Source organism: Undibacterium paludis (genome assembly GCF_022568815.1).
In the GTDB taxonomy this organism is placed as follows: domain Bacteria; phylum Pseudomonadota; class Gammaproteobacteria; order Burkholderiales; family Burkholderiaceae_D; genus Undibacterium.
In genome coordinates, this window is the sequence record NZ_JAKZHX010000008.1 from 22,430 (window position 1) to 35,893 (window position 13,464).

Genomic DNA, 13,464 nt, shown 5'->3' on the forward strand with positions numbered 1-13,464 from the left:
ATCAGTTTGATATGTTTCTGTCATTTCTGAGGCATGGCATGCGTCAGGTTAAGCAGGGACTAACCTGACCTGCATTTGTACCTCCCGCATCAAGCCACTCCGTAATACCTCAAAAACATCCCCGCAGTAAGTTTGATTAACTCTTTCTGCTGCTCAGCTTCCAGCGGTGCTTTCCCCATGGCTACCTGCGGCCAGAAGGCCAGTGCCTTGAGCTGGCTTTGCAGCATGTCGCCCATGAGGCCAGGGTCACCCACCTTTAACTTGCCATCGGCCTGTGCTGCCTTTATCCAGGCGAAGATGCCTTCTTCGCGTTTGTTCATGCGTTCTACCATGTCGCGGGCGCGGTCCGGGGTGTGGATGGTGGCAGCAACAGCGACGCGGGCGAGGTCAATAAAGTTGGGGTCACACATCAGGCGCATCTTGTTGCTGAGGAAATTTTCCAGCTGTTCGCGCAGGTCTTTGTCTGCCTGATAACGAAAATCATCTTGCGAAACGGCGCTTTGCCACAGCTTTAACAATATTGCGGCGAATAAATCGTCTTTACTGGGGAAGTGGTTGTACACCGTGCGTTTGGAGACGGTTGCAGTGGCGGCGATCCTGTCCATGCTGGTGGCTTCAAAGCCATTGAGGCGGAATTCCTGTATGGCTGCCTGCAGGATGGCTTCGCGCTTGCGGTCGGTCTGGCGTAAGGGTTCTGACATGTTGTAATTTTATTATCTGGCGTGCTGATTGAGCCTGTCTGGCAGCGATAAAAGAATTTTACACTAAGTAGTTTACTTTTTCAGATTAAGAAACTACACTGTGTAGTGTAAATATTCGGCGCAGCATTTTTTCTGCGCAGTTTTGTGTAGTCACCAGGCGCAATCATTCATGCCCCGAATTTCGCGGTTTGTATTCAGTCTCTTCATGACAGGAGTGTTGATCACCATGGCTTATGTTTCTTACCCCAGCAATGCCCAGCAGTTACCTACAATAACCCCGCAAACCACTGTAGAGGGTTTCGTGAATCAGGCACCTGTACGTGAACCCAGTGTTTGGCAAAACATGAAAATCATGTGGAAGTTTTTCTTCGACAAACCTAAGGACACCGTGCCTGGCGGCAGCATCCCTGTGTTTGAACTGACGAAAGAACAGTTACTGGCAGCGCCAGACAATAGCCTGTACCGCCTTGGCCATTCCACCATGCTGATGAAATTGCAGGGTGAATTCTGGCTGACTGACCCGGTGTTTTCTGAGCGTGCATCACCTTTCCAGTGGATGGGGCCAAAGCGTTTTCACCAGCCACCCATCAGCATTGCCGACCTGCCGCCTATCAAGGGCATCATTCTGTCGCATGATCATTATGATCACCTGGATTACGCCGCTATCGTGCAACTGGCGAAAAAGACCGAGCATATCCTGACGCCAACCGGTGTTGGTGACAGGTTGATCAAATGGGGCATAGATGCAGAAAAAATCCAGCAACTGGGTTGGTGGCAAAGTGCCTGGATCAATGGCATACAGTTCGTCGCCACACCGGCCCAGCATTTTTCTGGCCGCGGCTTGCATGATCGTGACCAGACCCTGTGGGCATCATGGAGCATATTGACGCCTGAACTGAAAATCTTTTTCAGTGGCGACACTGGCTATTTCAAGGGCTTTAAAGAGATCGGTGACAAATACGGTCCTTTCGACCTGACCATGATAGAAACCGGCGCCTACAACAAGATGTGGCCGGACGTGCACATGCAGCCGGAAGAATCCTTGCAGGCTCATATTGATTTGCGCGGCAAGACCATGCTGCCTATTCATAACGGCACCTTTGATCTGTCCATGCACAGTTGGTTTGAACCCTTTGAGCGCATCGTTGCGCTGGCCAGGCAGCGTGACGTCAAGATCAGCACACCACAAATGGGGGAAGAAGTCGACATCAGTGAGCCGCAAACCGGCAAGCAGTGGTGGCTGTTTCCACTGGTACAGGCAAGCAGGCCGGTGTCTTTGCAGTCTGCGCTGGCTGACTGAGATTGCATCTTATTGATGCAAGCCCGTAACACTTCAAGAATGGAATAGAAATGCAAAAAAGTACGCAGAAAAAAGTGGCGCTTATTACCGGCACTTCGTCCGGCATAGGATTGGCAAGCGCTGTTGCCATGGCACAGGCAGGTTACGCAGTGATCGCCACCATGCGCAATCTGGACAAGGCGGATACCTTGCGCCAGGCGGCGCAGTTTGCCGGGGTGGACATCGATATTCAGCACCTCGATGTGCAGGACCAGGCCAGCATAGAGCGCGCTGTGAACAATGTGATGCAAAGCTATGGCCGGATAGATGTGTTGCTCAATAACGCCGGAGCCGGTTACTTTGCAGCCACGGAAGAAGTAAGTATCGAAGAAGTGCAGCAAGTCATGGACGTGAATTTCTATGGTGTCTGGCGCGTCACCCAGGCAATCCTGCCACATATGCGCAAGGCGCGTGCTGGCCGCATCATGACGGTATCAAGCATAGGCGGTGTGATCGGTCAGCCTTTCAATGATATCTATTGTGCCGCCAAATTTGCCGTCGAGGGCATGATGGAAAGCCTGGCCCCGGTGGCGCAGCGTTTTGGCGTGGGGGTCTGTCTGATTGAACCTGGCCCGGTCAATAGTGAATTTGTTGCCAATGTGCGTGCGCATGGCAGCAGGCCGGAGCAGCACATCGATGATTACAGCTTCATGCGTGACGCTTATCTGGCTGGTACCGAACAGGCCTTTGCCAGCATGGGCCAGACACCACAAGCCGTGGGCGAGTTCATTACTGCCCTGGCTGAAGGCGAGCATCTGCCTTTGCGTGCACCGACGTCTGATTTCGTGCGCGGCATCATCGCACGCAAATATGTCGACACCAGCGGGGACAGTGTACTGGCTCTGAACAGTGCGCGATTGCCAGTTCTGGAATAAGATTGGTATTCAGGTGTAAATATGACTGGCCACTAACCCGATCGCGCGGTGTAGTGGCCAGATTGCTGAAGAGCTATCAGCTCAGAAACAATGCTCAGCCGCAGGGAAGGATTTGTCTTTCACCGCTGTCACATAAGCCTGTACCGCTGCATCGATGCTGGTCTGGCCTTCCATGAAATTTTTCACGAAACGCGCCTTGCGACCCGGGAATACACCCAGCAGGTCATGCATGACCAGTACCTGACCAGAGCAGTCAGCACCGGCGCCTATACCTATGGTGGGGATGTGCAGGGAGTCTGTGACTTCCTTGCCCAGGCTGGCAGGGATGGCTTCGAGTACCAGCAAAGCAGCACCGGCTTCCTGCACCGCCAGGGCTTCAGCCTTTAACAAATTAGCGGATGCATCGGTCTTGCCCTGTACCTTGTAGCCACCGAGCTGATGCACGGATTGCGGCGTCAGGCCCAGGTGGGCGCAGACGGGTATGGCACGTTCCGTCAAAAACCTGATGGTCGGCAGCAACCAGGTACCACCTTCAATCTTCACCATTTGCGCACCGGCCTGTACCAGTTGCACGGCGCTGTTGAAGGCCGCTTCTGGCGTGGCATAAGACCCGAAAGGCATGTCAGCAACGACCAGCGCCTTTTGGTTGCCGCGCGCCACCGCTGCAGTGTGGTAGGCCACGTCTTGCAGTGTCACCGGAAGGGTGGAATCATGACCCTGGCATACCATGCCCAGAGAATCACCGATGAGCAAAATTTCTACGCCGCAACGGTCCATCAGGGATGCGAAGCTGGCATCGTAGCAGGTGAGCATGGTGATTTTTTCACCTTTCTCACGCAGCGCGATCAAGCCAGGAATGCTTACTGCTTTACGGTCTTGCAAATACTCAGCCATGCTTTTTCTCCAAAGGTGATGCTGTCATTTGATTTTTATTTGACAACGGTTTTGTCTCCACCTTACGTCCTCTTAAGACCTAAAAATAAAATAGACCGCTCCCACCAGACACAGGCCCGCCCATACATAATCGAGCTTGAATGGCTGCCCCATGTAAAACATGGCAAAGGGCACGAAGACAATCAGGGTCAGGGCCTCCTGTAATATCTTCAGCTGCGCCAGGCTGTACGCAGTGTAGCCTATTCTGTTGGCGGGCACTTGCAGCAGGTACTCAAACAGGGCGATGCCCCAACTGATGATGGCAGCCATCCACCAGGCTTTGGTGGACAGGCTTTTTAGATGACCATACCAGGCCACCGTCATGAAGACATTGGACAGGATTAAAAGGCCAGTGGTTTGCAGGATGATAGGTATTTGCATAAAACCTCAATGATCTGGCCAGCATATATCATGCCGGGTTCAGGTGGGCGTTAATTCATGTATGCGTTGTTCCGCAACTGCGGCGACATAATCTTGCGCGCGGCCTTTTCCCGGGATGTGGAGGTCTGCTACCAGTTGCAGCAGGGGCAGCAGCACAAAAGCGCGTTCTGTCATGCGTGGATGGGGCACTTGCAGGTCGGCGGTATTGATTTCTTCATCGCCATACAAGAGCAGGTCCAGGTCCAGGGTGCGCGGGGCATTGCGATAGGGGCGTTCGCGGCCATGCGCGAGTTCTATGGCTTGCAGTTGTTGTAGCAAGTCAGTGGCGCTGAGGCTGGTTGAGAGTTCGGCGACGGCATTCACATAGTCGTCGCCAGATGAGTCAATGGGCGCGCTGCCAAACAGGGCAGACTGGGCAACCAGCTTGGTGTCAGGCAGTTGCGCCAAGGTGCCGATGGCCTTGCCAACCGTGGCCCTGGCGTCACCAAGGTTGGCGCCTATACCAATAAAAACTTTCATGCTCATTCTGCTGCTGCGGCTGCCTTGCGTGGGGCGCGGCGGCGGGGTTTGCGTTTTTTCGGGCCAGCTTCGCTAGCGGCTGTCTTGGGTTTGCTGTTGATCAGACGCTCGCGTTCTGCGCTGTCACCTTCCATGAAATCTGTCCACCATTCGCCGATTTCTTCATCGATTTCGCCGGAAGCACAACGCAGCAGCAGGAAGTCATAACCGGCGCGCAGGCGCGGGTGTTCCAGCATCTTGTATGGGGTCTTGCCTACACGTTTGTCAAAGCGCGGCTGCATGGCCCAGATGTCGCGCATGTCCGAACCTATCTTGCGCTGTATCGCCAGCGCATCAGTTTGCGTGTTCAAGACATCATCAGCAGCCAGGTGCAGGGCAGGGATGGGGAATTCACCAGCAGCTTTATAGGCTTCCCATTTTTCGACGACCTGGTGCCACAGCAGGGAGGCAAACAAAAAGCCGGGTGACACACCCTTGCCCTGTTGTACGCGCTCATCGGTATTGGCCAGTGCCAGGGTGACGAATTTTTCACCGAGCGGCTGTTCCAGCACCACATCCAGCAGGGGCATCAGGCCATGATGCAGGCCTTCTTTGCGCAATTGCTGCAGGCAGGCCATGGCGTGGCCGCTGGTCAGCAGCTTGAGCATTTCATCAAACACGCGGGCGGCTGGCACATTGTTGATGAGCGGGGCCATCACCGGTATCGGTGCGCGGGTGGCGGCGTCGATGTCAAATTGCAGCTTGGCGGCAAAGCGCACCACACGCAGCATGCGCACCGGGTCTTCACGGTAACGTGCTTCTGGCACACCGATGATGCGCAGGGTTTTCTTTTTGATGTCTTTCATGCCGCCGTGATAATCAAGCACGGTTTGCGACGCAGGGTCGTAATACATGGCATTGACGGTGAAGTCGCGGCGGGCAGCATCTTCATGCTGTTCGCCAAAGGTATTGTCGCGCAGCACGCGGCCATGTTCGTCCTTGGGCGCGCCATCAGTGGCTGCGCCACGGAAGGTGGTGACTTCGAGCAGGTCTTGCCCAAACATCACATGCACGATCTGGAAGCGGCGGCCGATGATGAAGGCGCGGCGGAACAGGCGCTTTACCTGCTCAGGCGTGGCATTGGTGGCGATGTCAAAGTCCTTGGGCTTGACACCGGTCAGCAGGTCACGCACGGCACCGCCAACGACAAAGGCCTTGAAGCCATTCTCTTGCAGGGTCTGGGTGATGCGTATGGCATTCGCAGACACCAGGCCAGGATCAATGCCATGCTCCTTTGGGCCCAGTACAGTCGGCTTCTTGTTGGCGCTGGCGGGGTCGCTCTTGTTTTTAACGCCGAGTATTTTGCGAATAAATTTCTTGATCATTGCTTGTCAAACAGGTGAAGTTGTGGCCAACCTTTTGCCAGTGCGTGGGCACGCAGTTTGGCATTGGGATTGGTTGCGACAGGGTGACTGACGCGTTCCAGCAGGGGGATATCGTTTTGCGAATCGCTGTAAAAATAACTGTGTCTAAAGTCTTTGAGTTGCCTTAGTTGTGTAACCTGTTGCCTGGCCAGCCAGTCCTCCAGGTGGGTGATCTTGCCTGTGCCAGAGCTCGGTACGCCCAGCAGTTTGCCGGTGATGTTGCCTGCTGCATCAAGTTCAGGCTCAGCCGCCATCAGGTGCTGCACACCCAGGGCCGTGGCGATCGGGGCGGTCACAAAGCGGTTGGTGGCGGTGATGATGGCAATCAGGTCATCCTGGTCCTGATGCTTTTTGATCAGGTCATGCGCGGCTGGCAGCAATGCCGGTTGTATCACTTCCTGCATGAACTGGGCGTGCATGTCGTCAAGCTTTGTACGCGGGAAGCGGGCCAGGGTACCGAGGGCAAATTCCAGGTATTCGACCGGGTCCAGGGTGCCAGCCTGGTACTGGGCAAAAAACGCAGCATTGCGACGGGCAAATTCGTCCGCATCGACCGCACCTATACGGCACAGGAACTGCCCCCATTCGTAATCAGAATCGATGGGGATCAGGGTATGATCAAGATCAAATAAGGCGATATTGCGCATGCTAGTCATTCATGGTGTCAGTATCTGACTGTTGCTGCAACATCAGTTCGCGCAACAGTGGCAGGGTAATCGGGCGTTTGGTCACCAGCGAGTAATGGTCGAGCTGGTCGAGGATATTGCTGAGCGTACTCATGTCACGGCGATAATGGGTGATCAGATAGGGTAACACGCCAGGCGAGATCTGTATGCTGCGCGCCTGGGCGGCTTTTTCCAGTGCGGCGATCTTGTCTTCATCAGTCAGGCCATGCACCTGGTAGATCAGGCCCCAGCCAAAGCGGGTACGCAGGTCGTCACGCACGTTCAAAATCATGGGCGGGCGGTTGCCAGCACCGATCAGAAAGCCGCCTCTTGCGCGCGCCTCGTTGAACAGGTTGAAGGCGGCGATCTGGTTCAACGGCGATAACTGGTCACAGTCATCCAGCAGGTAAAGATTGACGCCTTCGGTAAATTCGAATTCACTTTCCGGTGCATCGGCAGGGATGTACCGTGCCGTGCCATCATCTGCCAGTGCGTGCAGCAGATGGGTTTTGCCGGCACCAGGCTCCCCCCAGATATACACCGAGCGTTCACCATATTTACTGGTGATGCGCTGGGCAAATAAGCCCAGCAACTGCGCCAGTTCAGCATTTTGCCCCACCACAAAGGTGGCGAGGGACGGCAGTTTTTGCGCGTCCAGGTCAAGTAATAATTGCCTCATGTCTGGCTATAAAAAGGACTGTTCAGGTAAGACGTGCGTATATGCTTGACGGCGACCGAGATCACGGCAGAGGCTGGCAGGGCAATCAAAATGCCGATAAAACCAAACAATTGCCCGAATGCCATCAAGGCAAAAATCACGGTCAGCGGGTGCAGGCCTATGCGCTCACCCACCAGGCGTGGTGTCAGGTAGAACGACTCCAGCATCTGGCCTATGCCATAGATGATGGCGACCGACATCAAGCCGCTAAAACCATCAAATTGCAGGATAGCACCAATCAGCGCCAGCACCAGCCCCAGGCCATAACCCAGGTAGGGGATGAACACCAGAAAGCCGGTAATGATGCCAACAGGCAAGGCCAGGTCAAAACGGGCGATGCTGAGTGCAACCGAGTAGTACGCAGCCAGCACGATCATCACCAGAATCTGGCCGCGCAGGTATTGTGCCAGGATGTCATCGACCTCTTCGACGGCATGCGCCACGCTTTTGACAAAGCGGCGCGGGATGAAGTGACTCAGGCGCTTGATCAGCGAATGCCAGTCCATCAGCAGGTAAAACAGCACGATGGGTATCAGCAAGAGATTGGCAACCATGCCCAGTACAGCCGTGCCGCCGACACGAATGGAGTTAAGTACGGCCTTGCCGATGATGTCACCGCTACTGGCCATTTGGTCGCTCAGCAAGTTTTTGATGCCGGTGCTGTCCAGGCGCACCTTGATACCAAATTCTGACAGCATGGGGGCCAGCATTTCATCGAGTTTGTTGAAAAAACTGGGTATCTGGTCTTGTAATTGTGGCACTTCTTTTTGCAATATCGGTATCATGATCAAGACCATGGCCAGTACGGCAGCAATCAGTATCACAATGACCAGGGTGGCGGCAACTGAGCGCGGCATGTGGAATTTCTTGATACGTAAGGTGCAAAGCTTGTCTACCCAGGGTGTCAGCACATAAGACAGGATGCTGGCGACGATAAAGGGCATCAGCACTGGCCCCAGCAGTGACAGCAAGCCTAGCAGCGCCATCGCGACGGCCAGCCACAGCATGGATTGTTTTTGCTCCGACGTAAAAGAAAATGGCATGTTTTTTGGCTAAATAGTAGTCAAGATAGTAGTTAAAATATTACTGAATTTGCTGCCTGGCCCAAAATACAGCGTATTTGCGGTCAATATACCCGGTCAATTTGTTAAAATAGCGGTTTTGCCGGACTTTTCTGGCAATTTCTCTATTTTACCGCCTCCTGCCCCTATTGCCGAATATCATGAGCACTTCTAATCCTGTTTCTCTCTCTTACGCCGACGCTGGTGTCGATATGGTTGCCGGCGATGCGCTGGTTGACGCCATCAAACCTTTTGCCAAACGCACCATGCGCGAAGGCGTGATGGCCGGCATAGGTGGCTTTGGCGCCATGTTTGAAGTCAGCAAAAAGTACAAGGAACCGATACTGGTATCCGGCACCGATGGTGTGGGCACCAAGCTGAAACTGGCTTTTCATTTGAACAAGCATGACACCGTTGGTATTGACCTGGTGGCCATGAGTGTCAATGACATCCTGGTACAAGGTGCAGAACCACTGTTCTTCCTCGACTATTTTGCCTGCGGCAAGCTCGATGTTGCCACGGCAACGGACGTCATCAAGGGCGTAGCCTTTGGTTGCGAGCAAGCCGGTTGCGCCCTGATCGGCGGTGAAACCGCAGAAATGCCTTCCATGTACCCGGACGGTGAATACGACCTGGCAGGCTTTGCCGTCGGCGCAGTTGAAAAATCCAAAATCATTGATGGCAGCAAGATACAACCGGGTGACGTCATCCTCGGCCTGGCATCTTCCGGCATCCACTCCAACGGCTTCTCGCTGGTGCGCAAGATCATCGAAGTCGCCAAGCCAGACCTGAGCGCCGATTTCCATGGCCGCAGCCTCGGCGACGCCCTGATGGCGCCAACCCGCATTTACGTCAAACCCCTGCTGGCACTGATGGAATCCATGGAAGTCAAAGGCATGGCCCACATCACCGGTGGCGGCCTGGTAGAAAACGTCCCGCGCGTGCTGGGTGACAAGCTGACAGCTGTGCTGCATAAAGACGCCTGGACACTGCCACCGCTGTTTACCTGGCTGCAACAGCACGGCGGCGTCGCTGATGCAGAAATGCACCGCGTATTCAACTGCGGCATAGGTATGGTGGTGATTGTGGCTGCTGATGTGGCAGATGCAGCCATGGCGCAGTTATCTGCTGCCGGCGAATCTGTGTACAAGATAGGCGAGATACGCGCCCGTGAAGGTGATGAGCATCAGACTATCGTTGTCTGAGATGCGATAAGCCTGATACCGGTTGAGTGGACTCAACCGGTTTGAATGCAAAAAAGCCCGGTCATTTTGGCCGGGCTTTTTGTTATTTGCGGTGTTTGCTACGAAGCCAAAGCGAGATCAGTCAGGTTTCAAACAATAAAAAAGCGCACCATTGGTGCGCTTTTTTAACTTCTCGATTACCTGAACTGCGGGCTGTTTGCCCTGAGCAGTTTGATATTCTTCCAGGGACGAGGCTCCCTGTCCTTGATTGGGTCAAATGCTTCTGGCGGCGGGGCCGGGCTGAAGGATGAGGCCGGGCAGCTGCCTGTGTTGGCATAGTTCAGTGCAGCGGACAGGCGTGATTCGCTGGTGTCGCCCAGCTGGTGGTTCAGGTCATCAGACACGCGGCAGTTTGGTGTAAAGCCGTTGGTGTAATCGCCCTTGCCCTGTGAATTCACACCGGCAAACTGGATGGCAAAGTAAGCGGTGTTGCAGTTATTGGTCTGGATAAAACCATAAGGCTTGCCGCAACTGGTATCACCGATCAGTATCACCTGCATGAATGGTTTGAGACCATTGATAATGGACTCACTGGCTGAGCAGGTACCACTGCCTGTCAATACAAACACGCGGGACAGATTCAACTGTGGCAGCAGGCGATTCTTGGTATCCGTATCATAGAAATACGAGATATTGTCCGCAGTCTGGTCTGCATGCTTGTCGTTGAACTGCAATTGCTCAAAGATCTGGTTATTGGTCTTGACACCACCTATCATCGCCGACAATTCATTGGCGATATACAGGTAACCCCCACCGTTATAGCGCAGGTCCAGTACCAGGTCGCTGATGCCAGCCTGTTTGAAACTGGTAATGGCGCTGACCAAAGGTGTTTCTGCCGTGCGGATATGGTCATTGAATACCATATAGCCTATCTTTTTGCCGTTGACGGTCAATACCTGGTTCTGCAATACCGGTGCAGTTGTGACAGTAGCAGCGGTCATGCTGACTGTGCGTGGCGCAAAGGCACCGTTGTCCAGTACCTGGAAGCTATGGGTTTCGCGCTTGGTCGGGTAGGTGGCGTCATACTGTGCGTCGGTCAGGTAAGAGCCGATGGCAGAGCCATCGACACTGACCAGTGTCGCGCCGCGCTTGATCTGCGCCAAGTCAGCCGGCGAGCCTGGCGTGACATAACGAACACGGATGCCGCCATTATTGCGTGTCAGGTTAAAGCCAAAGCTGACATCTTCACCGCTATTGAAATAGTCATCAATACTGCCTTGTTCAGATGTGAAGCTGAAACGGTCTTTTGACTTGACGATCAACGCATCGAAATAATCTTGCGGCGTGCTGTAGTTGGCTTTGGGCACGTCGATGATGTCGCGGTACCAGAGGTAGACATCGTCCAGATGGGCGCGTACCCAGTTCTTTTCACCAGCAGGGGTGCAGATGCCTGCCAGACTTTCTGGCGTGCCATAATTGCCGGTGGAGGCATAACCGTCCTTGTAACCGATCAGGTCCAGCGCGGCAGATGTTGAGGAGCTGGTGACTGCGGCTGCAATCGCCATGGTCTTGGTGATGTTGTCGTTCAGGGTCAGGTAACTGAAGCCCTGCTGGACAGCAAAATAATTGGCGACATCAAGTTTGTTGTTCAAGAGCTTGGTGACCCAGCCCCAGACCGGGTCGTTCACATATTCGCGTGCCGATACCAGGATGGCCCTGACCATGCTACCCTTGGGTACGCCGTTTTTCAGCTGGCTGGACCAGTAATCAATTTCTGCACTTGTCGGCGCGGTGAGGCCGCTACGGCCCAGTACATTCTTGTAGATAATGCGAATGAAATCATCGTTGCTCATGCTGGCCGAATAGCCAGTCAGCGTTGGCGATTGCAGGGCAACCTGGTAAAAACTTTCGGCGATCTGCGCTTCTGTCATGCCGGCCTTGACCTGGTCTATCCAGTAAGACAGGCCGTCAGCATCAGGTACGCGATTGAAGAAGGCAACATACAGGTCCAGCAGATTATTGAGGCTGGTGGTCGACAACGTGCCGGCCTTGTCTGCGATGCCAAGATTGACGCGAAAATCTGCAAATTGCAAAACCTTGATATTTGCCGGTACGCTGACAGGTGTTGTCACGCCACGAATATCACTGACCACATAGGTGCTGCCCAATCTGGTGATACCATAATCAGAACGTTTGCCAGTGAATACCATGACATCGTTACTGGCCGGCGTTGCCTGTATGGGCAAGGGTGCGACGGCCGCCGCCTGTTTGGCATCCTGGCTACCGCCACCGCAGGCAGCGAGTATCAGTGTGACGGCAGATAAGGCGAACAGATTTTTACTGCTTTGCTTAAAACTTAACATGTTGGTTCCACAATCTGGTGACGGACATCGATTCTAGGATAAATAGGTAAAATGTCAATTTGAATTGAAAAAATTTGTAAAATTTCTCCTTTTTCACATCATATCTTACTCCAACCTGGTTTTAACCTATGACAACACGCTGCAATTGGGCCAATTCCTCTAATCCCCTGTATCTTGAATATCATGACCATGAATGGGGCATACCCTGCCATGATGAAGTACGTCTGTTTGAAATGCTTAATCTCGAAGGTGCACAGGCTGGCCTGAGCTGGGAAACCATACTCAACAAGCGCGAAAGTTACCGGGCGGCCTTCGACAACTGGGATGCAAAAAAGATTGCCCGCTATGATGACGCCAAGGTTGCCGCATTGCTGGCTGACCCCGGCATCATCCGCAACCGGCTGAAGGTGGCCGCTGCCATCACCAATGCACAGGCTTATCTGCGCCTGTGCGAAGAAAAAGGCGGCCTCGACGCCTACCTGTGGGCCTATGTGAAAGGCAAGCCTATCATCAACAATGGTGAGCGCATCATCACCACGGAATTATCGGACAGTATTTCAAAGGACTTGAAAAAACGCGGCTTCAAGTTTGTTGGCTCCACCATCATCTATGCCTATATGCAGGCAATAGGGATGGTCAACGACCATGCGGCGCATTGCGACTGGCGCAAGAAAAAGGCAAAGAATTGAACCGCATCAACACCATCTGCATCAGTGCAAATACAGCCAGATGCTGCTATCGTGTTAGCTCCTGGCATCATTTTTAAGGAAAAGACGCGAATGAAACGAATGATATCCAGCCTCCGTCCTGCCTGCTTGCTGGCATGCCTGGCCCTGGTGCTGGCAGCGCCCGCCAGCCATGCCGACATCTATAAATGGGTGGACGCTGACGGCAAAACCCATTATTCCGAAAGAAAGGAAGATGCCGGCAAATCCAAAGTGGAAGAAGTAAAAATCAAATCCTCACCTGAAACGACCAATACGGCGACCAGGCCAGGCTGGCAGGAACAGGAAGCTGAATTCCGCCAGCGCCAGATACAGCGGCAGCAGGAAGAAGCCAAGGCAAACAAACCGGCACCAGTCAAACCAAGACAGCTCTACAGTGAAAAACCTGAAACCGATGCCTCACGTTGCGAAATGGCCAAGGACATCCTGGGCGGCAAACTGGTACATGGAAATGGCGCAAAGACAGATGCCAATGACAGGATGATTGCCGAGCGTGACAAGAGCCGTTTCTGTCATTGAAATAAAGTGCCCGTAGTGTCCGTTGGCAGACGGACACGGGACGCCCTGTTGTCGCAGGATTGTGGTGATATTGGCGCG

Annotated in this window: 14 protein-coding genes; 5 read left to right on the forward strand and 9 right to left on the reverse strand. The window is 53.7% G+C overall.

Annotated features, from left to right (window positions below; genetic code table 11):
• Positions 1-89: 89 nt before the first annotated feature.
• Positions 90-701: a TetR/AcrR family transcriptional regulator gene (locus LZ463_RS14300; protein ID WP_241456497.1), complete on the reverse strand. Its 612-nt coding sequence runs from the start codon at positions 699-701 to the stop codon at positions 90-92.
• A 205-nt stretch (positions 702-906) separates the two neighbouring features.
• Here LZ463_RS14300 and LZ463_RS14305 point away from each other — a divergent pair, with 205 nt between their 5' ends.
• Entirely contained in the window at positions 907-2,001 is a 1,095-nt protein-coding gene (locus LZ463_RS14305) for an MBL fold metallo-hydrolase (RefSeq protein WP_241456498.1), read from the forward strand.
• A 50-nt stretch (positions 2,002-2,051) separates the two neighbouring features.
• Positions 2,052-2,915, forward strand: a complete 864-nt coding sequence (locus tag LZ463_RS14310; protein ID WP_241456499.1) for an SDR family oxidoreductase — start codon at positions 2,052-2,054, stop codon at positions 2,913-2,915.
• 81 nt (positions 2,916-2,996) lie between these two features.
• Here LZ463_RS14310 and panB read toward each other — a convergent pair whose 3' ends face one another.
• The 7 genes from panB to LZ463_RS14345 all read right to left on the reverse strand — a co-directional run bounded on the left by panB (position 2,997) and on the right by LZ463_RS14345 (position 8,577).
• Positions 2,997-3,809 (reverse strand): 3-methyl-2-oxobutanoate hydroxymethyltransferase, encoded by an 813-nt coding sequence (panB, locus tag LZ463_RS14315; RefSeq protein ID WP_241456500.1) that lies wholly within the window; start codon positions 3,807-3,809, stop codon positions 2,997-2,999.
• Positions 3,810-3,881: 72 nt separating this feature from the next.
• The gene (locus tag LZ463_RS14320; RefSeq protein ID WP_241456501.1) at positions 3,882-4,229 is read right to left on the reverse strand and encodes a DMT family protein; all 348 of its coding nucleotides are present in this window, start codon (positions 4,227-4,229) and stop codon (positions 3,882-3,884) included.
• Between the two features lie 39 nt (positions 4,230-4,268).
• Entirely contained in the window at positions 4,269-4,748 is a 480-nt protein-coding gene (gene folK, locus LZ463_RS14325; protein ID WP_241456502.1) for a 2-amino-4-hydroxy-6-hydroxymethyldihydropteridine diphosphokinase, read from the reverse strand.
• Positions 4,749-4,750: 2 nt separating this feature from the next.
• Positions 4,751-6,112: a polynucleotide adenylyltransferase PcnB gene (pcnB, locus tag LZ463_RS14330; protein WP_241456503.1), complete on the reverse strand. Its 1,362-nt coding sequence runs from the start codon at positions 6,110-6,112 to the stop codon at positions 4,751-4,753.
• Positions 6,109-6,798: a histidinol-phosphatase gene (locus tag LZ463_RS14335; protein ID WP_241456504.1), complete on the reverse strand. Its 690-nt coding sequence runs from the start codon at positions 6,796-6,798 to the stop codon at positions 6,109-6,111. The genes pcnB and LZ463_RS14335 overlap by 4 nt, the downstream gene beginning before the upstream one ends.
• A 1-nt stretch (position 6,799) precedes the next feature.
• Complete coding sequence (hda, locus tag LZ463_RS14340; protein ID WP_241456505.1) at positions 6,800-7,495, reverse strand: DnaA regulatory inactivator Hda; 696 nt, start codon at positions 7,493-7,495, stop codon at positions 6,800-6,802.
• Positions 7,492-8,577, reverse strand: coding sequence for an AI-2E family transporter (locus LZ463_RS14345; RefSeq protein ID WP_241456506.1), 1,086 nt, complete (start codon positions 8,575-8,577; stop codon positions 7,492-7,494). The genes hda and LZ463_RS14345 overlap by 4 nt, the downstream gene beginning before the upstream one ends.
• Before the next feature lie 179 nt (positions 8,578-8,756).
• Here LZ463_RS14345 and purM point away from each other — a divergent pair, with 179 nt between their 5' ends.
• Positions 8,757-9,800, forward strand: coding sequence for a phosphoribosylformylglycinamidine cyclo-ligase (purM, locus tag LZ463_RS14350; protein WP_241456507.1), 1,044 nt, complete (start codon positions 8,757-8,759; stop codon positions 9,798-9,800).
• A 176-nt stretch (positions 9,801-9,976) separates the two neighbouring features.
• On the opposite strand, the gene LZ463_RS14355 is transcribed toward purM, so the two are convergent.
• The gene (locus LZ463_RS14355; RefSeq protein WP_241456508.1) at positions 9,977-12,142 is read right to left on the reverse strand and encodes a DUF4214 domain-containing protein; all 2,166 of its coding nucleotides are present in this window, start codon (positions 12,140-12,142) and stop codon (positions 9,977-9,979) included.
• Positions 12,143-12,270: 128 nt separating this feature from the next.
• Here LZ463_RS14355 and LZ463_RS14360 point away from each other — a divergent pair, with 128 nt between their 5' ends.
• Together LZ463_RS14360 and LZ463_RS14365 are read left to right on the forward strand one after the other, a co-directional pair.
• Complete coding sequence (locus tag LZ463_RS14360; RefSeq protein WP_241456509.1) at positions 12,271-12,831, forward strand: DNA-3-methyladenine glycosylase I; 561 nt, start codon at positions 12,271-12,273, stop codon at positions 12,829-12,831.
• Positions 12,832-12,921: 90 nt separating this feature from the next.
• Entirely contained in the window at positions 12,922-13,386 is a 465-nt protein-coding gene (locus tag LZ463_RS14365) for a DUF4124 domain-containing protein (RefSeq protein ID WP_241456510.1), read from the forward strand.
• Positions 13,387-13,464: the final 78 nt, after the last annotated feature.

Excerpts from the sequence above, each read along its gene's own strand:
- LZ463_RS14300 (WP_241456497.1), bottom strand. The coding sequence starts at position 701 with ATGTCAGAACCCTTACGCCAGACCGACCGCAAGCGCGAAGCCATCCTG.
- LZ463_RS14305 (WP_241456498.1), top strand. The coding sequence starts at position 907 with ATGACAGGAGTGTTGATCACCATGGCTTATGTTTCTTACCCCAGCAAT.
- LZ463_RS14310 (WP_241456499.1), top strand. The coding sequence starts at position 2,052 with ATGCAAAAAAGTACGCAGAAAAAAGTGGCGCTTATTACCGGCACTTCG.
- panB (WP_241456500.1), bottom strand. The coding sequence starts at position 3,809 with ATGGCTGAGTATTTGCAAGACCGTAAAGCAGTAAGCATTCCTGGCTTG.
- LZ463_RS14320 (WP_241456501.1), bottom strand. The coding sequence starts at position 4,229 with ATGCAAATACCTATCATCCTGCAAACCACTGGCCTTTTAATCCTGTCC.
- folK (WP_241456502.1), bottom strand. The coding sequence starts at position 4,748 with ATGAAAGTTTTTATTGGTATAGGCGCCAACCTTGGTGACGCCAGGGCC.
- pcnB (WP_241456503.1), bottom strand. The coding sequence starts at position 6,112 with ATGATCAAGAAATTTATTCGCAAAATACTCGGCGTTAAAAACAAGAGC.
- LZ463_RS14335 (WP_241456504.1), bottom strand. The coding sequence starts at position 6,798 with ATGCGCAATATCGCCTTATTTGATCTTGATCATACCCTGATCCCCATC.
- hda (WP_241456505.1), bottom strand. The coding sequence starts at position 7,495 with ATGAGGCAATTATTACTTGACCTGGACGCGCAAAAACTGCCGTCCCTC.
- LZ463_RS14345 (WP_241456506.1), bottom strand. The coding sequence starts at position 8,577 with ATGCCATTTTCTTTTACGTCGGAGCAAAAACAATCCATGCTGTGGCTG.
- purM (WP_241456507.1), top strand. The coding sequence starts at position 8,757 with ATGAGCACTTCTAATCCTGTTTCTCTCTCTTACGCCGACGCTGGTGTC.
- LZ463_RS14355 (WP_241456508.1), bottom strand. The coding sequence starts at position 12,142 with ATGTTAAGTTTTAAGCAAAGCAGTAAAAATCTGTTCGCCTTATCTGCC.
- LZ463_RS14360 (WP_241456509.1), top strand. The coding sequence starts at position 12,271 with ATGACAACACGCTGCAATTGGGCCAATTCCTCTAATCCCCTGTATCTT.
- LZ463_RS14365 (WP_241456510.1), top strand. The coding sequence starts at position 12,922 with ATGAAACGAATGATATCCAGCCTCCGTCCTGCCTGCTTGCTGGCATGC.